Source organism: Roseivivax sp. (genome assembly GCF_054552075.1).
Genome location: NZ_JBTOLZ010000004.1, coordinates 1 through 17,552 on the forward strand (window position 1 = coordinate 1; position 17,552 = coordinate 17,552).

Genomic DNA, 17,552 nt, shown 5'->3' on the forward strand with positions numbered 1-17,552 from the left:
GGGCTTGGGCTTGGGCTTGGGCTTGGGCTTGGGCTTGGGCTTGGGCTTGGGCTTGGGCTTGGGCTTGGGCTTGGGCTTGGGCTTGGGCTTGGGCTTGGGCTTGGGCTTGGGAGGTGCAAGCGCACTCGGGGCTATCTGTCCAATGGAAATCGTGCCGGATCGCGCGAGGTCTACATTTGCCAAAGCGCTCGGCCCCCAACGCAGGCCGCAGCCACAGGCATCGGGTCGCGCCACACATCTCCCGCACGCTCGCCATTCCCCGCACCGCGCGTTACTCCTGCACCACGCCACCCCTCAGCACGGAGGCCCCCCGCGTGCCGCAGACAGACTTCGACAGCCTGGTGATCGGCGCGGGCGCCGTCGGCCTCGCGACGGCGGCGGAGCTGGCCGAGCGGGGGCAGAGCGTCCTGGTGCTCGAAGCCGGCCCGCAGCCCGGCGAAGGCACCACGGCGCGCAACAGCGAGGTGATCCACGCGGGCCTCTATTACCCGACGGGCAGTCTGAAACACGCGCTCTGCGTCACCGGGCGGCGGCGGCTCTACGACTTCCTGCGCGACCAGAACGTCGGACATGCCAAATGCGGCAAGCTGGTCGTGGCCAGCGATGCCGCCGAGGAAGAGCGCCTCTCCGAGATCCTCGAGCGCGGGCGGGCCAACGGGGTCGAGGGGCTACGGCTCCTCTCGCGCCGCGAGGTGACGGCCCGCGCGCCCGAGCTGCGCGCCAGCGCCGCGCTCTGGTCGCCCGAGACCGGGATATTCGACAGCCACGGCTACCTCGTGCAGCTCATCGCCTGGCTCGAGGCGCGCGGCGGGCTCCTGGTGCTGCGCACGCCGGTCACCGGGGTCACGCCAATCCCGGGCGGCTACGCGGTCGACACGGGCGGCGCCGAGCCCACGCGCATCACCACCCGGCGGCTGGTCAATGCGGCGGGGCTCTGGGCGCCGGGGCTGGCCGAGAGGATCGCCGGGTTGCCGGCGGAGAACCGGCCCCGGCAATGGCTCGCCAAGGGGTGTTATTTCCGCTTCACCGGGCGGTCGCCCTTCGACTGCCTGATCTACCCGGTGCCGGTCGACGGCGGGCTCGGCATCCATGCGACGCTGGACCTCGGCGGCGCGCTGCGCTTCGGCCCGGACGTGGACTGGCTGCCCGAGGGCACGGGGCCCGAGAGTATCGACTATGGTGTTGATCCCGCGCGGGCGGAGGCTTTCGAGACCGCGATCCGGCGCTACTGGCCCGGCCTGCCCGAAGGGCGGCTCGAACCCGATTACAGCGGCGTGCGCCCGAAGCTGCGCGGCCCCGGCGGCGGGGCCTTCGATTTCGAGATCCAGACCGAGGGCGCGCATGGGCTGCCGGGACTGGTCAATCTGTTCGGGATCGAGAGCCCCGGGCTGACTGCCTCGCTCGCCATCGGCGCGCGGGTGGCGGAGGGGTTGGTCGAGAGCTGAGGGGCGGAGGGCGCAGAGCCAAAGAAGCCCCCTGCCCGCGCGGGCCTCAGAGGTCAGCCCTGCTGACCCACCAAGCCGCTCACACCGGACGCCGCAGCGCTTCCACCTCGCGCGCCATGTCTTCCCCGAGCGCCACCAGCTCCGCCGCCGGGGTGCCGCGCTGGCCTTCGACCTTGAGCGCGATCACATCGGCCTGGTAGCGCCGCGCGAGGCGATTGACCGAGGCCCCCTCGGGCAGCTCGCCCTGCGCCTGTGCCCGGGCGAAGGCAGCCGCGAAATCCTCCTGCAGCGCGTCGAGGTAGTCGCGCGCCAGGGCCCCCAGCGGCGCGGCGCTGCCGGCGCATTCCAGCACCGTCTTGACCAACATGCAGGCGCGGTCCTCGGCGGCGCGCCGCGCGGTCTCGCGCAGATGCGCGGCGAGCGCCGCCAGGGGGGCGCCCTCCTGGGCCAGGCTCTCGGCCAGGCCGGCGCGCTGGGCGGTGAAATACCGCTCCAGCGCCGCGCGGAAGAGCGCCTCCTTGCTGGAGAAGGCCGCGTAGATGCTGCCGGGCTTCATCTGCAGCGCCGCCTCAAGGTCGCGCAGCGAGGTCGCGTGGAAGCCTTTCGACCAGAAAAGCTCCATCGCGGCGGCCAGGGCGGTCTCGCGGTCATAGGGGCGGGCGCGTGTCATGGCGCCAATATAGGGGCGCTCTCCGCCGCTGTCGCGGGGGCGCGAGTTCGCCTCACGTTTGAGTGATTACTCAAACCCACCCCTTGAGTGATCGCTCAAAAGACCGATGTCTTGGGCAGGCCGCCAGAGAGGCGGCGCGACAGACAACGCGGAAAGGCACAGCAATGACCGACTTCACGCTTCACGATCAGGACAGCGCCCCCGAAGACAGCAAGCCGCTGCTCGAGAACTCGCAGAAGGCCTTCGGGATGATCCCCAGCCTGCACGCGGTCATGGCCGAGGCGCCGGGCCTCCTCGAGGGCTACCAGCGGCTGCACGCGCTGTTCCAGGACTCCTCCTTCGACAAGGACGAGCTGACCGTGGTCTGGCAGTCGATCAACGTCGAGCACGCCTGCCACTACTGCGTCCCCGCGCATACCGGCATCGCCAAGAACATGGGTGTCGACGACGAGATCACCGAGGCGCTGCGCAACGAGACCAAGCTGCCGAATGACCGCCTCGAGGCGCTGCGCGACTTCACCCTGGCCGTCGTCCGCGGCCGCGGCAATGTCGATGACGCGGCGATGAAGGCCTTCCTCGACGCGGGCTTCACCAAGCGCCAGGTGCTCGAGGTTGTGCTGGGCGTCTCGCAGAAGGTGATGTCGAACTACGTCAACCACCTGGCCGAGACCCCGGTCGACAAGCCGTTCCAGAAGTTCGAATGGACCAAGGCGCAGGACAAGGCGGCCTGATCGTTTAACGCCTTTGAGGCTGCCCTTTATGCGAGGGCTGACAGGGCCCCGTCGGTATCTCCGGCGGGGCCTTGGAACATCCGTCCCGGGGAATGTCCCGCGCCCCGGAACACTGTTCGCCGCTTGTGGTTAAGGCCCGGACGCGCGGCCTTATTTCGGCCGCCCCATTGATCCCCGGCGCGCCCGGGGACAGGTCTGACGCCCGACACACCGCCCCCTCCCAAAGGAGCCACCAGATGCTGAAACCCATTCTCGCCGCCGCCGTCACCGCCGCGGGCCTTGCCGGGACCGCCACCGCGCAAGAGGCCGACAGCCTGCGCGTCGGCATGTCGGGCGGCTACTTCCCCTTCACCTTCGTGCGCCAGGACGAGCTGCAGGGCTTTGAGGTCGACGTCATGGAAGCCGTCGGCGAGGAAGCGGGCCTCGAGATCACCTTCGAGACCATGTCCTTCTCCGGGCTGATCGGCGCGCTCGAAGCGGGCCGCATCGACACGATCGCCAACCAGATCACAATCACGCCCGAACGGCAGGAGGCCTTTGCCTTCACCCAACCCTACGTCATCGACGGCGCGCAGGTGGTGACCAAGGCCGGCAACACCGAGATCGCGGGCGTCGAGGACCTCAAGGGCCGCACCGTCGCGGTCAACCTCGGTTCGAACTTCGAGCTGCTCCTGCGCGACCTGCCCTATGCCGACGAGATCGAGATCCGCACCTATGAGACCAACATCGAGCAGGACACCGCGCTTGGCCGGGTCGATGCCTTCGTGATGGACCGGGTCTCCTCGGCGCAGGTGATCCAGGAAAGCCCGCTGCCGCTGGAGCTGGCCGGCCAGCCCTTCTCGGAGATCCGCAACGCCCTGCCCTTCCGCGACACCGAGGACGGCCGCGCCCTGCGCGACCGCGTCGACGCCGCGCTGACCACCCTGAAGGAGGACGGCACGCTGGCCGAGATCTCGCAGAAGTGGTTCGACAGCGACATCACCACGGCAGCCACGGAGTGAACTGAGCAATGCGCGGGCTCGACCTCGACTACATGCTCGGGCTCGTGCCCGTGATTCTGGGCTATGTGCCGCTTACGCTGTTCATGGCGCTGGCGGCCATGGCCTGCGCGCTGGTGCTGGCCTCGCTCCTGGCCGTCGAGCGGGTGATCCGCGTGCCCGGCCTCGATTGGCTGGTGGTCCTTTTCATCAGCTTCTTCCGCGGCACGCCGCTCCTGGTGCAGCTCTTCCTCTTTTACTACGGGCTGCCGCAGGTCTTGTCCTTCCTGACCCAGATCAACGGGGTCACGGCGGCGATCATGGGCCTCACGCTGCACTTCTCGGCCTATATGGCCGAGGCGATCCGCGCCGCGATCACCGGCGTCGACCGCAGCCAGTGGGAGGCCGCGCAGTCGATCGGCATGACCCAGGGCCAGATGATGCGGCGGATCATCCTGCCGCAGGCGGGCCGCATCGCCGCGCCGACGCTCGTCAATTACTTCATCGACATGATCAAGGGCACCTCGCTGGCCTTCACCCTCGGCGTGACCGAGATGATGGGCGCGACCCAAAAAGAGGCCTCGGGCAGCTTCCTCTACTTCGAGGCCTTCCTGGTGGTGGCGCTGATCTACTGGGTCATGGTCGAGCTTCTGAACCAGGGCCAGAAACGGCTCGAGACGCAACTGAACAGGGCCTACGCGCGATGATTTCCCTCCGTGGTCTCAGCAAGAGTTTCGGCGCCTCGGCGGTGCTCGACGGCATCGACCTCGACATCGCCGACGGCGAGCGCGTCGTGGTGATCGGCCCCTCGGGCACCGGCAAGTCGACGCTCCTGCGCTGCCTGAACTTCCTCGACCGGCCCGAGGCCGGGACGATCACCGTAGGTGATGTCTCGGTCGACGCCGCGCGCGCCTCCAAGCGCGACGTGCTGGCGCTGCGCCGGGCCACCGCCTTCGTCTTCCAGAACTACGCGCTTTTCGCCAACAAGACGGCGAAGGAGAACATCATGGAGGCGCTGGTCACGGTGCAGGGCCGACCGCGTGCCGAGGCCGAGGCCAAGGCGCTCGAGGTGCTGGCCGAGACCGGCCTCGCCGAGAAGGCCGACAGCTTCCCCGCGGCGCTTTCGGGCGGCCAGCAGCAGCGCGTCGGCATCGGCCGGGCCATGGCCATCGGCGCGGAGCTGATGCTCTTTGACGAGCCGACCTCGGCGCTCGATCCCGAATGGGTGGGCGAGGTCCTGGACCTCATGCGCCGGGTGGCCGAGCGCCGCCAGACCATGCTGATCGTGACCCACGAGATGCAGTTCGCCCGCGAGATCGCCGACCGCGTGGTCTTCATGGAGGGTGGCCGCGTGGTCGAACAAGGCCCGCCGAGCCAGGTGCTGGACGCGCCGCAGGATCCCCGGTTGCAGCGCTTCCTGCGGCGGGTCGGGTAACGCGGGCGGCAGGTTCGGGCGATGCGTCGCCCGGAGTTCATCAGGGTCGCGATACCGTCGCCCGCGCCCTGCCCCACGCGCCCTCAGGCGTGCGCCCGCTCCACCTCGCGCAGCGCCGCGATCAGCCCCGCCAGGTCGCGCGGCTCTCGCTCCAGGCCCGCCAGCCAATGCTCGTGCACGCCCACGATGCGCAGGGGGAAGCGCTTGAGCCCCAGCGCCCGCGCGATGGCGAAGCGGTGGTTGCCCGAGCTCGACTTCAGCACCCGCCCCTCGGCGTCGACCAGCGCGCTCGACTCGTAGGTCGCCACATCGCGCGAGAAGCCCTCGGTCTCGAGGCTCTGGACGATGCCGCCCACGTAGCCCTCGAGGAACTCCAGGATCTCGGCCTCGCTCCGCATCTCGATGCCCTTGTGCCGTGCCAGCCCGTCGCGCGCGAGCGCATCCGAGAGCATGGCGAACCAGAGCGTCTCCCGCGGCGCGCCGCGCTTGGCGACGAAATCCGCCGCCAGCCGCACCCGCTGCTCCTCCTCGATGGGGCGTGGTGTGCGGAAGTCGCGGGCCGGGATGACGAAGGGTTCGCGCGCCTTGAGCCATGGACGGAGCGGCTGCACCATTCGCGAAGGGAAGACCCGTTCGAGCCGCTTCAAGCGCCCCTTCGAGACGACGTAGCGGCTGCCCGCGTGCCAGCAGACCTTGGCGGTATCGACATGCAGGACGGCGGCGTCGCCGGCTTCGGCACTGAAGGTCTTTTGCGGCAGGCGGCGCAGGGACAAAGGGCACCTCATCGGAAGACGGAGACGGCGCGCCCGGGGGCGCGGACCCTCCCTATGCCGGGGGCGAGCGGCGCTGTCCACGCGGTTGCGGAGGACGCGCTCGCGGAAGGCCGCGCGCGTGGCCGGGGGGCCGCGTTGGTGGGGCGGTTTGCGGGCGGCGGAGGGGGCGTTTCGCGCCGCCCGCCATCTTCGGACTCCGCCTGCCCCAAACGACAACGGGCCACCCGAAGGCGGCCCGCGCGTTCACCTTAGACAAGGCCGCGAGCGCGGCCCGCGCCTCAGCCGCAGTCCGCCAGCGACCGCGCCATGTCGCGCAGGAGCGCCGGATAGAGCGCCGCGCCCGCGTCGAGATGCGCGCCGAGCGGGTCCAGAACCGCCGTGCCCGCCTCGGTGCCTTCCAGAACGGTCGAGACGATGCCGGGGTTGAACTGCGGCTCGGAGAGGACGCAGGTCACATCGGCCTCGGTGATCCGCGCCTGGATCTCGGCGATCCGCGCGGGGCTCGGCGGGGTGGCGTCCGAGATGGAAATGGCGCCGACGACGTTCAGGCCGAAGCTCTCCTCGAAATACTGGTAGGCGTCGTGGAAGACGATCACCGGCGCGCCGTCGCGGGGCGCGAGGATCTGTGCGATCTCGGTCTCGAGCGTGGCCAGCTCACCCTGCCCGGCCTCGGCATTGGCGCGGTAGGTCTCGGCGTTCTCGGGGTCGACCTCGGAGAGCGCCTCGGCGATGGCCCCGAGCCAAAGCGCGGCATTCTCGGGCGCGAGCCAGCCGTGCGGGTCGAGGCTGCCCGGCGCGTGGTCGTGGCCGTGGTCCTCGGCCTCGGCATGGGCGTCGTGGTCGTGACCCTCGGCTTCTTTGCGGTCATCGTGCCCGTGGTCGTCCTGCGCGGCGTCGTCCTTATGCCCGGCCTCGTCCTCGGCATGGTCGTCATGCCCCTCGTGGTCGTGCGCGTGCCCGTCCTCGTGTTCGGCATGCTCCGCGTGCTCATGCCCGTCATGGTCACTGTGATCGTCATGCTCGCCGTGCTCGTCATGGTCATCGTGACCGTGCCCCTCGTGGCCCTCCTCGCCATGGTCGCCGTGGTCATGCGCCTCGAAGAGCGCCCCCGACCGGGTCTCGAGCCTGAGCGTGCCCGCCACCTCGAAAAGCTCCAGCCGCCGCGCGTCGCCGGCCAGCGTCCCCAGCGCCTCGGAAAGCCAGGGCGTCAGCGCCGGGCCGGTCCAGACCACCAGGTCGGCCTCCTGCAGGGCGCGGGCCTCGGAGGGGCGCAGGTTGTAGCCATGCGGGCTCGCGCCCGAGGGAATCACCAGGTCCGGGCGCCCGACGCCCTCCATAACGCGCGCGACCAGCGCATGGGCGGGCGCGATGTCGACGGCGACGCTTGGCGCATCGGCCAGGACCGGAGAGGCAAGGCAGGCAAGCGCCAGGGGCGCGGCGAGACGGGTCATGGACATTCTCCAACTGTGATCTTATAACGTCGAGACCCGAGCTAAATGATATATCATAACATGTCCAGCCACCAAAACGACCGCCCCACCCCCGAGGAGACGCCGCTGGGCTTCGCCCGCCACGATCACGCCAAATGCGTCGATCAGGGCCTCGCCGCGGCCGAAGAGCGGTCCCGGGCGGCGGGCCTGCGCTTCACCCCGGTGCGCCGCAAGGTGCTGGAGATCCTCCTGCGCGAACACCGCGCGGTGGGCGCCTACGAGATCCTCGACAACCTGCGCGAGGCGGGCTTCGCCTCGCAGCCGCCGGTGGCCTATAGGGCGCTGGAGTTCCTGGTGACCCAGGGCTTCGCCCATCGCATCGAGCGGCTCAACGCCTTCATCGCCTGCGCCAGCCCGGGCGACGACCACGCCCCGGCCTTCCTGATCTGCCGCGGCTGCGACAGCGTCGCCGAGACCCACATGCGGCCCTCCGACGGGGCCTTCGGCGCCGCCGCCCGGGCCACCGGCTTCCAGGTCGAACGCGCGGTGATCGAGGCCGAGGGCCTCTGCCCCGCCTGCGCCCCGGAGGCCTCATGAGCCTTGTTTCCGCCGAACGCCTGAGCCTTGCCTACGGCGGCCAGACGGTGCTGTCGCAGGTCGACCTCACGCTCGATCCGGGCGAGATCGTCACCATCGTCGGGCCGAACGGCTCGGGCAAGACCTCGCTTCTGCGGGCGCTCATCGGGGCCGTCGCGCCAAGCGCGGGACAGGTTCGGCGCAGGCCCGGGCTGAAGATCGGCTACGTGCCGCAGCGCCTGCACATCGACCCGACGCTGCCGATGACCGTGGCGCGCTTCCTGCGGCTCGCCGGACGGGTGAGCCGCGCCCAGGTGCGCCGCGCGCTGGAGACCGCCGGGGTGCCCGGCCTCTCCGAGCGGCAGATGTCGGGGCTCTCGGGCGGGCAGTTCCAGCGCGTCCTCCTGGCGCGGGCGCTGATCGAGACGCCGGACCTGCTGATCCTCGACGAGGCGACGCAGGGGCTCGACCAGCCGGGCTCGGCGGCCTTCTACCGCCAGATCGAGGCGGTCCGGGCCGAGACCGGCACGGCGGTCCTCATGGTCAGCCACGAGCTGCACGTGGTGATGAGCGCCTCGGACCGGGTGGTCTGCCTGAACGGCCATGTCTGCTGCGAGGGCACGCCGGCGGTGGTGGCCTCGGCGCCGGAATACCGCGCGCTCTTCGGGCCCGGCACCGGCGGCGCGCTGGCGCTCTATCGCCACGATCACGACCATCACCACCACCCCGATCATCCCCATGATCACGGGCACGAACATGGGCATGGGCACAGCCACGACCACGATCACGCCCAGGACGACCAGCACAGGCAGAACCGGAACGAGGCGGCGGAATGATGCTCGACGATTTCATGCTGCGCGCCACGCTGGCGGGCATCGGCGTGGCCTTGGCCGCCGCCCCTCTTGGCTGCTTCGTGGTCTGGCGGCGCATGGCCTATTTCGGCGATGCCACCGCCCATGCGGCGATCCTGGGCGTGGCGCTGTCGCTCGCGCTTTCGGTCTCGGTCTTCGCAGGCGCGCTGGCGGTGGCGCTGATCATGGCGCTGGCGGTCAACGCGCTGACCGGGCGCGGCTTTGCCATGGACACGCTTCTGGGGGTGCTTGCGCATTCCGCGCTGGCCTTCGGGCTGGTCGCGGTCTCCTTCCTCGAGGGCATCCGCATCGACCTCATGGCCTATCTCTTCGGCGACATCCTCGCGGTCTCGCGGCTCGACCTCGCGGTGATCTGGAGCGGGGCGCTGGCCGTCGTCGCGCTGATCGCCTGGCGCTGGTCGGCGCTTCTGACCGCGACGCTCAACACCGACCTGGCCTTCGCCAACGGCATCGACCCGCGCCGCGAGCAGCTGGTGCTGACGCTGGCCCTGGCGATCACCGTGGCGGTGGCGATCAAGGTGGTCGGCGTCCTTCTCATTGCCGCGCTGCTGATCATCCCCGCCGCCGCCGCGCGGCCCCTGGCGCGCACGCCCGAGGCCATGGCGGTCATCGCCGCAGTGATCGGCGCGGGTGCCGCGGTCCTGGGGCTGCGGGCGGCCTATCTGTTCGACACGCCCGCCGGCCCCTCAATCGTCTGCGTCGCGGCGCTGGCCTTCCTGACCACCTCGCTTCTCGGCGTAGGCGCGCGCAGGGCCTGAACCGCCGCGCCCGCCCGATTGCGGAGCGCGCGGGCCTGTGCGACATAAGCCATCCAAAGGGGTCAGCCGAGACGTGAGACGCCAGATGCGCCGATACCGCCTTCCCGCCGTCCTCTGCGCCGCGGGCCTCTGGGCCGGGGGCGCGGGCGCGCATCCGCATATCTTCATCGACACGCAGTTCGCGCTGCAGTTCGACGCCGAGGGGCGGCTCACCGCCGTGGCGGTGGAATGGCGCTACGACGCCTTCTACTCGATTCTGGTGATCGAGGAGAACGGCCTCGACAGCAACGGCGACGGCACGCCCGAGGACGCCGCGCTAACCGATTTCGCGGGCCAGGACGTCGACTGGGAGGGCGGCTTTCCCGGCGACTTCCAGCTTATGCTCGGCGGCGAGGAACTGGCGCTGGGGACCGCGCGAGACCACGAGGCGGGCTATGTTCAGGGCCAGCTCGTGACCCGCCACATCCGCCCCCTGCCCGAGCCCCAAGCGCTTGAGGGTCGCGAGGTCCTCGCGCGGGCCTATGACCCGACCTATTTCGTGGCCTACGACGTGCCCGAGATGCCCACCGCGGAGGGCCCCGTCACCTGCGAGGTCAGCCGCAGCGAGGCCGATACCCAGGCGGCCGAGGCCAAATACGGCGACCTCCTGGCCGAGGTCGACGAGACCGGCGACCCCTTCGAGGCGGTCGACCTGCCCGACATCGGCATCCTTTTCGCAGACAGCTTCCGGTTCATATGCGCGCCCTCAAGCTGAGCCTCCTGGCCCTGGCGGTCACCGCCGTCGTGCTGGCGCTCGCGGGCGGGGCCAGCGGCGAGATCGCGGCCTGGGCGGCGGCCTGGCAGCGGGATTTCCAGAACGACCTCGCGGGCGCGCTGCGGGCCCTGCAGGGCGGCGACCGGGGGGCCAGCGCGGCGATCCTCGGGCTGTGCTTCGCCTATGGCGTGGTGCATGCCATCGGGCCCGGCCACGGCAAGGTGCTGATCGGCGGCTACGGCGTCGGGCGCAGCGTGGCGATCGGCCCCCTGTCGCTGATCGCGCTGGCGGCCTCGCTCGGACAGGCGCTGACGGCGCTGGCGCTGGTCGGCGCTGGCTTCGGGCTGCTGAGCCTGACCCGCGTGCAGATGACCGGGCTCGCCGACGGGGCGCTGGCGCTGGTGAGCTTCTCGGCGATCGGGCTGATCGGGCTTTGGCTCGCGTTCCGGGGCCTGCGCGGGCTCTGGGCGCTGCGGGGCCCCGAGGCCGCGGAGGAGCATGACCACCACCACCACCACGGGGCGCATTGTGGCCACACCCATATGCCAAGCGCCGAGGAGATCGCCCGCGCCACCCGGCCCCGCGACGTGGCAGCCCTGATCGGTAGCATCTCGATCCGGCCCTGCACCGGGGCGCTCTTCCTCCTGGTCATCGCCTGGTACATCGACCTGGTCTGGATCGGCGTCCTCGGCACCTTTGCCATGGCGCTCGGCACCGCGGCGGTGACCGTGGCGGTGGCGGCGCTCTCGGTCACCTCGCGCCGGGCGGCGCTTGCGAGCCTCGTCAGCGACGGGCGGCTGGCGGTCCTGGCGCCGCTTCTGGAGCTTCTGGCCGGCAGCGCCGTCATGGTGATTGCTGCGCAGCTCCTCCTGCCGCTGATCTGAGCGAAAAAGCGCAGTGACCCTGCGCGAAGGAATCTTGCGCGAGGGCCTTTGGAACCCGATATTCATGTCATGCGTTGACCCGTGCCAGAGGTGGCACCGACTTTGGGGGCTGACATGAAGATTTTCCGCCCGGCCGAGCGGCCGGTCTATCCTGACCCGCGCGAGCCCAAGATCCAGATCGCCCCGGATGCGGCGGCCCGGATGGTGCAGGATTTCGACGCCGAACCCGTCGAGGAGACACCCGGCATCGCGCTGACCGAAGGCGACACGGGCAAGACGACCCTGCCACGCCCGACCCCGGGGCCCGTCGACATGGCCGAGTTCGAGGGCGACCCGGACGGCGCCTGACCCGCATTTTCCCACGACAGTTCAGATGGTTCACAAAACAAGGGCGGCCCCGGAGGGCCGCCCTTGTTCGTTGCATTGTCGCGTCGCCGTCAGCGGAGGGCATCGCCTCCCGAACGGCGGGACGTCACTTTTTCATCCCTGTCGCGCTTCCCGGCCGTCAGCGCGTAGATAACTGCGGTCACCAAGGAAAGCGCAAACAGTCCCATGAGGAATGTGTCTAGCATTTGCGTTTCCTGCTTTTCTGCTCGTTTGTTGAGTTCCCAACGACGCCCCCCCCCGATGGGTTCCCGCGCGGGAAGCCCAAATCCGGGGCCTCGCAAAGCTGTGACCGAAAGGTCACCTCACGTGGCGGGGCCGCGCCCACTGCGACATGGCCGGAAAACGGAGCCTAAAGCGGCAGGCGCGCGCGGCGGGCCTCGGCGGCGCGGGCTTCCTCTTCGGCGGCGCCGATCTGGGCGGCGCGGCTGGCGCCGGCGCGGGCGGCCTCGATCAGCGCCTTGAAGAGCCGCCGGTGGGCGCGGCGGTAGAAGATATGTTCGGGGTGCCATTGCACGCCGATGGCCATGGGGTCGCGCACCCGCTCGATCGCCTGGATCATGCCGCCGTCGTCACGCGCCGCGACGCGCAGGCCCCGGCCCAGGTCGCGCACCGCCTGGCTGTGCAGCGCGTTGACCTTGAGACAGGCCTGGCCAGTCACCCGTCCAAGGAGCGTGCCGCCCTCCACGTCGACGCGCTTGCGCGGCAGGATGGTGTAGTAATAGCGCGAGCCATAGGTGTCATAGGCATCCTGGTCGAGCGTGCCGCCCAGCACCACGTTCAGCATCTGCGCGCCCCGGCAGATGCCGAGGATCGGCAGGTTCCGGGCGAAGGCGCCCTCGATCACCTCGCTCTCGAGCCGGTCGCGGTCGGGATCGAGCCGCACGCCGAGGCGCAGCTCGCCGCCGTAGAGCGTGGGCGCGATGTCGTCGCCGCCGCCGATCACCACGCCGTCGACCGCCTCGAGCGCGATCTCGCGCCCGCTTTGCCAGCGGATCGCCTTGCCGCCCGCGAGCCAGATGTTCAGCGCCATGAGCGGGAAGATCCGCCAGCCCGAACGCCGCGAGACGGTGACCCCGATGGTCGGCCTGTCGCTCATGCCAGCCCGCCCACGATCTCCGCCGAGCGGCGCACCCAGTCGGCGCGGGTGCTGGTGAGCTGGCCCCGGTGGTCCTTCCAGGCGGCGCGCAGATCGGCGATGGTGCCGGGGTCGCGGGCGATCTCCTCGACCCGGACCCAGCGGTTCCATTCCAGCGCCAGCGACCAGTCGGCCTCGTCGATGCGGCAGTCGGGCAGCCGGTAGTGATAGGTCGGCCGCGCCGAGACGAGGCCGAGGTCCATGGCCCCCGCCACCCGGTCGCCGTCGATCTCGGCGAAGAGGCAAAGCATGTCGAGCCCGTGGTTCCGCGAGGGCGCGCGGTCGAGGTAAAGGTCGATCAAGGCGCCCATGTCGGGCACCTCCTCGGCGAGCCCGTCGAGAAGCGCGCGCGGATAGGGATCGACGAAGGGCAGCACCCGGCGCGCGAAGTCGATGCCGGCGGCATCGCGGAAGCTGTTCTCGAGGAAAGCATAGGCGCGCAGCACCGGCAGGATCTCGGCCAGCTCCTGCGCCGGCACCTCGGGATTGAAGTGCACCCCGAAGCCCAGGAAGGTGCCCGCCGCCGTGCCGGTCGCCCCGGCCTCGCGCAGGGCGACGCAGAGCGCGTCGAGCCGGGCGATCTGTTCCGGGCGGATCGGGGCCGAGACGATCTCGACCGGGACGACCGCGCGGGCGATGTTGTGGATGCGCTTCTCGAAGGCGGTCTCGGCGCGCTTGAGATACTGGGTGTCGAGATAGACCTCGAGGTCGCCGACCTCGGTGCCGCTGACCACGAAGCCCTTGTCGCCGCGCCGCTCGGTGCGCCCGCCCAGGACCTCCTCGACGATGGAGGTCACGCGCTCTTCGCCAAGCGCGCCGAACTCGATCTCTACGCCGACGCGGCGGGGCGCGCCCGCGCCTGTCAGGGGCTCCGGCAGGGGTTTGGGATCCAGCGGCATGTCAGTAGTCCACCACTTCCGGTTTGAAGTCGGACATGTGGAAGCGCACCGAGATGCGGAAGCGCTCGCCGTCCATGCCGTGTTCGAGCGTGCCGCCGAGCTGGGTCGAGAAGGCCTGGATCAGCCGCAGCCCCAGCCCGCCCATCGGGTCGACCTCGGGCAGCTTCTCGGGGTTCGAGGTGTTCTCGACCTCGAGCAGCACGCCGCGGTCCTCGCTGCGCTTCAGCCGCACGGCAATCTCGCGGTGGCCGCTGCTGTCGGCCTGGATGTATTTCTCGGCATTGGCCAGCGCCTCGGCGGTCAGGAGCGACAGCGGCATGGCCTGGTCGGGGTAGATCTCCACCGGGTCGAGGTCCTTGACGATCACGATACCGTCGCGGTCGCGGTCGTTGATCAGCGCGATTTGGCCGACCAGCTCCTCGAGCAGCTCCTTCACGTCGACATGGCCCAGGTCCGCGGTCCTGTAGAGCTGCCGGTGGATCGCGGCGAGCCCGCGGATGCGCTCCTGCAGGCGGCGCAGCACGCGCTTGGTCTCCTGCGTCTCGCTCTGGCGGATCTGCATGTTCATGATCGAGGAGATGAGCTGCAGGTTGTTCTTCACCCGGTGGTGCACCTCCTTGAGAAGGATGGTCTTCTCGCGGAGCGCGTTCTCCAGCTGCGCCTCGTCCTGCAGGATCGAATCCGACATCTGTAGGAAGTCGTTCTCCATGTCGCGCAGCTCAAGCGCCATGTCCTGGCCGCTCGACTGTGCCGGCAGGCGGCGGTCGCGGGCGAAGCTGCGCATCTGGTAGCGCAGGGTGCGGATGTGGCGGATCACCAGCCGGTTCACGGCGAGATAGGCGACGATCACGCTCGCCGCCCACATCAGGAGCGGCAGCGCCTTGGTATAGGCCCCGGCCTGCAGCGCGTTGACCTTGGGGCTGTCGGTCGGCCAGACGCTCATCGCATAGGCCAGGTCCGGCACGATGTTGACGATGGCGTAGATGTAGTCCTGCCCCGAGCCCGACCGCGCGAGGAAGCTGTATTCCTCGCCCGCGGTCAGCGTCTCGAGGTCGAGATCGGCGGGCATTATGTCGGGCAGCCGCGCGAAGGGGCTGGCGCTTTTCAGGACCTCGCCCTCGGCGTTCATCAGGATCGCGTCGACATAGCCCGCCTCGCTGTCGTCCGAGAGCGTGTCGATCTCGCGCAGAACGCGGACCGGGGTCGAGATGATGATATGGCCGACATGCTGGCCCGCGCGCAGCACCGGGTAATAGACCGTGACCACAGGCTCGCCGCTGACCGGCGCGTGATCGAAGCGCAGCACTTCCGGCGTGGGCCGGCCAAGCGCCTCGAGCGCGCCGGGATACTGGCTGACGTCGAAGGGCTGGTTCGCGGTCGAGCAGAAGACCCGCCCGTCGATACCGAGGAAACCGACGAAGCTCACGTGACCCGCGAGCCGCTGGTATTCGCGCAAGGAGGCCTCGCAGGTCGCCTCGTCCGAGATCGAGACGCGGGTGATCGCCCCCAGCGCCTCGGCCGCCCCGAAGGAGCGGGTCAGCATCGCCCGCTCGGCCTCCACGGCGGCTTCGGTGATGTCGGTGAGGTTGAGCTGCGTGCGCGCGCGGGTCTCGCTGTCGAGCTCGGTGGTCTGCACATAGGCGACCAGGCCGATCGGGATCAGCGCGATGGACAGAAAGGCGATAATCCGGGCACCCAATCCACTCGGGATCGGACGGGGTCCGGGCGCGGCGATCATCCGTTACCTCGCGTTGGCCGGTTTGTTGCCGGAGACCACCGCCATGGTGGCCTGGTCGGTCAGCTCGAAGGCCTCGTCGTCGCTGAGCGACAGAAGCTCGGCCAGGCGGGCGCGGGCGCGGTTCGTGCGGCTCTTGATGGTGCCGACGGCGACGCCGCACATGTCGGCGGCCTCCTCGTAGGAAAAGCCCGAGGCCCCCACCAGGATCAGCGCCTCGCGCTGTTCGTCGTTCAGCTTCTCGAAGGCGCGCAGGAAGTCGGACAGCTGCAGCCGTCCGTCATGCGCCGGCTTCTCCGACAGGCTTTCGGTCAGCAGCCCATCCGCGTCGCCCACCTCGCGGCCCGCCTTGCGGCGGTTCGAATAGTAGGTGTTGCGCAGAATGGTGAAGAGCCAGGCCCGCATGTTGGTCCCGGGCTCGAAGGTGTGGATCTTCGTCCAGGCCTTCACCAGGGCATCCTGCACCATGTCGTCGGCCAGCGCGCCGTTGCGCGTCAGGGACAAGGCAAACGCGCGGAGCGCCGGCAGATGCTCCACGATCTCATCGCGGGGATCTGAACTCATTCGTCGCTCTCGCTCGATGTCTTCTTCGCCTGATCCTGATCCTTGAGCTGGGTCAAGAGATCGAGAAAGCGGTCCGGGACATCCTGGTCAAGCATGTCCTCGTAGACCCGTTTCAGGTTCTCGTCGATCACGTCATCTCGCTTATTTTTTCGTGCGGTCTGAGCCATTCTTTACCTTGTGCGCACCAAATTCAGGCCCCAATTCGGGAACCAACAGCCACCCGCCACGTTTGGTTCCCGAAAAAGTCACGAGGAAGGATAAAGAAATATGGCTCAGGCAGACCTCAGCAGCGAGATCGGCGCCGCGCTTCCCTACCTGCGGCGCTATGCGCGCGCTCTGACGGGGTCGCAGACATCCGGCGACCAATATGCCGCCGCCACGCTCGAGGCGGTTCTGGCCGACCGCGACACGGTCGAGGGCGCCTCCACCGCCAAGGTGGGCTTGTTCGCGATGTTCCACGGCATCTGGGTCACCACCGGCGCGCCGGTGACCGAAGAGGCCGAGGGCCCGCGCAAGGCCGCCCAGAAGCATCTTTCGCGCCTGACCACCAACAGCCGCGAGGCGCTTCTGCTGCACACCATCGAAGAGTTCACCATCTCGCAGGTGGGCGAGATCATGAACGTCAGCATCGAAGAGGCCGAGGCCCTGGTCGAGACCGCCCGCCAGGAGATGGCCGACGGCATGTCGGGCCGCGTCCTGATCATCGAGGACGAGGCGATCATCGCCATGGACCTCGAGAGCATCGTGGCCGACCTCGGCCACCGTGTGACCGGCGTGGCGCGCACCCGCGACGGTGCGGTGTCGCTTGGTGCCAAGGAGGTGCCCGACCTGATCCTCGCCGACATCCAGCTGGCGGACAATTCCTCGGGCGTCGACGCGGTGAACGACCTGTTGCGCGACCTCGGCGAACGTCCGGTGATCTTCATCACCGCCTTCCCCGAGCGGCTCCTGACCGGGGACAAGCCGGAACCGGCCTTCCTGATCTCCAAGCCCTACTCCGAGGAGCAGGTGCGCTCCGCGATCAGCCAGGCGATGTTCTTCTCCTCGACCGAGACGCTGCGCGCCTGAGGCGCCGCTCCCGCGAGGAGATGTAAAAATACCGGGGGCGCCGGGGCCGTGATGGCTCCGGCGCCCTTTTTCGTGCCTTGCCCTAGCGCACCAGCCGCATGATCGCGGCGGCGGCGAAGAGGATCAGGAAGACGAAGAACAGGATCTTCGCGATCCCGGCGGAAGCGGTGGCGATGCCGCCGAAACCGAGAACACCCGCGATGATCGCGACAACGAGGAAGGTGAGAGCCCACCCAAGCATGACGGTCCTTTCCCCCGGGGCTGCCGGGTTATCTGAACGGGAACCGGCACCCTGCCGGTCGATGGCCAGATAACCCCGAAGCGGGGGCGCGGGTTCCGCGCGGTCAGATGGGGGCCGGACGCGCGCTCAGGCGTGGGCCAAGACCCAGGCCCGACCGGCCCCCACGCGAGCCATGGCAGTTAGACCCAGCCCCGGACGCCTCCCACGCGAGCGAGGGC

At 69.5% G+C, this 17,552-nt stretch carries 21 protein-coding genes; 12 read left to right on the plus strand and 9 right to left on the minus strand.

What is annotated here, in order from left to right; all coding sequences use genetic code 11:
• Positions 1–314 precede the first annotated feature (314 nt).
• Positions 315–1,445 (plus strand): NAD(P)/FAD-dependent oxidoreductase, encoded by a 1,131-nt coding sequence (locus tag ACX938_RS03940; RefSeq protein WP_459430070.1) that lies wholly within the window; start codon positions 315–317, stop codon positions 1,443–1,445.
• A gap of 79 nt (positions 1,446–1,524) precedes the next feature.
• Here the strand turns inward: ACX938_RS03940 and ACX938_RS03945 are convergent, their stop codons facing one another.
• Entirely contained in the window at positions 1,525–2,115 is a 591-nt protein-coding gene (locus tag ACX938_RS03945; protein ID WP_459430071.1) for a TetR family transcriptional regulator, read from the minus strand.
• Positions 2,116–2,279: 164 nt separating this feature from the next.
• Here ACX938_RS03945 and ACX938_RS03950 point away from each other — a divergent pair, with 164 nt between their 5' ends.
• From ACX938_RS03950 to ACX938_RS03965, 4 genes are all read left to right on the plus strand, one after another.
• Positions 2,280–2,846 carry a carboxymuconolactone decarboxylase family protein gene (locus ACX938_RS03950; RefSeq protein WP_232752877.1) on the plus strand — a complete coding sequence of 189 codons (567 nt, stop codon included), beginning with the start codon at positions 2,280–2,282 and terminating at the stop codon, positions 2,844–2,846.
• A 236-nt stretch (positions 2,847–3,082) separates the two neighbouring features.
• On the plus strand, positions 3,083–3,847 hold the full coding sequence (locus ACX938_RS03955) for an amino acid ABC transporter substrate-binding protein (RefSeq protein ID WP_459430072.1): 765 nt from the start codon (positions 3,083–3,085) through the stop codon (positions 3,845–3,847).
• Positions 3,848–3,855: 8 nt separating this feature from the next.
• The gene (locus tag ACX938_RS03960) at positions 3,856–4,530 is read left to right on the plus strand and encodes an amino acid ABC transporter permease (RefSeq protein WP_459430073.1); all 675 of its coding nucleotides are present in this window, start codon (positions 3,856–3,858) and stop codon (positions 4,528–4,530) included.
• Positions 4,527–5,258 (plus strand): amino acid ABC transporter ATP-binding protein, encoded by a 732-nt coding sequence (locus ACX938_RS03965; protein ID WP_232752874.1) that lies wholly within the window; start codon positions 4,527–4,529, stop codon positions 5,256–5,258. The genes ACX938_RS03960 and ACX938_RS03965 overlap by 4 nt, the downstream gene beginning before the upstream one ends.
• A gap of 83 nt (positions 5,259–5,341) precedes the next feature.
• Here ACX938_RS03965 and ACX938_RS03970 read toward each other — a convergent pair whose 3' ends face one another.
• Entirely contained in the window at positions 5,342–6,031 is a 690-nt protein-coding gene (locus tag ACX938_RS03970) for a hypothetical protein (RefSeq protein WP_459430074.1), read from the minus strand.
• Between the two features lie 278 nt (positions 6,032–6,309).
• Positions 6,310–7,488 (minus strand): zinc ABC transporter substrate-binding protein, encoded by a 1,179-nt coding sequence (locus tag ACX938_RS03975; protein WP_459430075.1) that lies wholly within the window; start codon positions 7,486–7,488, stop codon positions 6,310–6,312.
• Between the two features lie 54 nt (positions 7,489–7,542).
• Here ACX938_RS03975 and ACX938_RS03980 point away from each other — a divergent pair, with 54 nt between their 5' ends.
• The 6 genes from ACX938_RS03980 (at position 7,543) to ACX938_RS04005 (ending at position 11,653) form a co-directional block, all read left to right on the plus strand.
• A complete protein-coding gene (locus ACX938_RS03980) occupies positions 7,543–8,058 on the plus strand; it encodes a Fur family transcriptional regulator (protein WP_232752871.1) in 516 nt (171 codons plus the stop codon).
• A complete protein-coding gene (locus ACX938_RS03985) occupies positions 8,055–8,873 on the plus strand; it encodes a metal ABC transporter ATP-binding protein (protein ID WP_459430076.1) in 819 nt (272 codons plus the stop codon). Before ACX938_RS03980 ends, ACX938_RS03985 begins: the two co-directional genes overlap by 4 nt.
• Complete coding sequence (locus tag ACX938_RS03990) at positions 8,873–9,667, plus strand: metal ABC transporter permease (RefSeq protein ID WP_459430235.1); 795 nt, start codon at positions 8,873–8,875, stop codon at positions 9,665–9,667. Before ACX938_RS03985 ends, ACX938_RS03990 begins: the two co-directional genes overlap by 1 nt.
• A gap of 85 nt (positions 9,668–9,752) precedes the next feature.
• Complete coding sequence (locus tag ACX938_RS03995) at positions 9,753–10,421, plus strand: DUF1007 family protein (protein ID WP_459430077.1); 669 nt, start codon at positions 9,753–9,755, stop codon at positions 10,419–10,421.
• A complete protein-coding gene (locus tag ACX938_RS04000; RefSeq protein ID WP_459430078.1) occupies positions 10,403–11,305 on the plus strand; it encodes a nickel/cobalt transporter in 903 nt (300 codons plus the stop codon). The genes ACX938_RS03995 and ACX938_RS04000 overlap by 19 nt, the downstream gene beginning before the upstream one ends.
• A gap of 114 nt (positions 11,306–11,419) precedes the next feature.
• Positions 11,420–11,653, plus strand: coding sequence for a hypothetical protein (locus ACX938_RS04005; protein ID WP_459430079.1), 234 nt, complete (start codon positions 11,420–11,422; stop codon positions 11,651–11,653).
• 388 nt (positions 11,654–12,041) lie between these two features.
• On the opposite strand, the gene ACX938_RS04010 is transcribed toward ACX938_RS04005, so the two are convergent.
• Genes ACX938_RS04010 through ACX938_RS04030 form a run of 5 tightly spaced genes read right to left on the minus strand, consistent with a single transcriptional unit; the run spans position 12,042 to position 16,156 of the window.
• A complete protein-coding gene (locus ACX938_RS04010) occupies positions 12,042–12,788 on the minus strand; it encodes a gamma-glutamyl-gamma-aminobutyrate hydrolase family protein (RefSeq protein WP_232752866.1) in 747 nt (248 codons plus the stop codon).
• The gene (locus tag ACX938_RS04015; RefSeq protein ID WP_459430080.1) at positions 12,785–13,726 is read right to left on the minus strand and encodes an amidoligase family protein; all 942 of its coding nucleotides are present in this window, start codon (positions 13,724–13,726) and stop codon (positions 12,785–12,787) included. Before ACX938_RS04015 ends, ACX938_RS04010 begins: the two co-directional genes overlap by 4 nt.
• Position 13,727: 1 nt before the next feature.
• Complete coding sequence (locus ACX938_RS04020; RefSeq protein WP_459430081.1) at positions 13,728–15,425, minus strand: sensor histidine kinase; 1,698 nt, start codon at positions 15,423–15,425, stop codon at positions 13,728–13,730.
• A gap of 42 nt (positions 15,426–15,467) precedes the next feature.
• Positions 15,468–16,025, minus strand: coding sequence for an RNA polymerase sigma factor (locus ACX938_RS04025; protein WP_232752863.1), 558 nt, complete (start codon positions 16,023–16,025; stop codon positions 15,468–15,470).
• Positions 16,022–16,156: a NepR family anti-sigma factor gene (locus ACX938_RS04030; RefSeq protein ID WP_370634873.1), complete on the minus strand. Its 135-nt coding sequence runs from the start codon at positions 16,154–16,156 to the stop codon at positions 16,022–16,024. Before ACX938_RS04030 ends, ACX938_RS04025 begins: the two co-directional genes overlap by 4 nt.
• Positions 16,157–16,292: 136 nt before the next feature.
• On the opposite strand from ACX938_RS04030, the gene ACX938_RS04035 reads away from it, so the two are divergent.
• The gene (locus ACX938_RS04035; RefSeq protein ID WP_232752861.1) at positions 16,293–17,093 is read left to right on the plus strand and encodes a response regulator; all 801 of its coding nucleotides are present in this window, start codon (positions 16,293–16,295) and stop codon (positions 17,091–17,093) included.
• A gap of 82 nt (positions 17,094–17,175) precedes the next feature.
• On the opposite strand, the gene ACX938_RS04040 is transcribed toward ACX938_RS04035, so the two are convergent.
• A complete protein-coding gene (locus ACX938_RS04040) occupies positions 17,176–17,334 on the minus strand; it encodes a DUF1328 domain-containing protein (RefSeq protein WP_232752860.1) in 159 nt (52 codons plus the stop codon).
• Between the last annotated feature and the right edge of the window lie 218 nt (positions 17,335–17,552).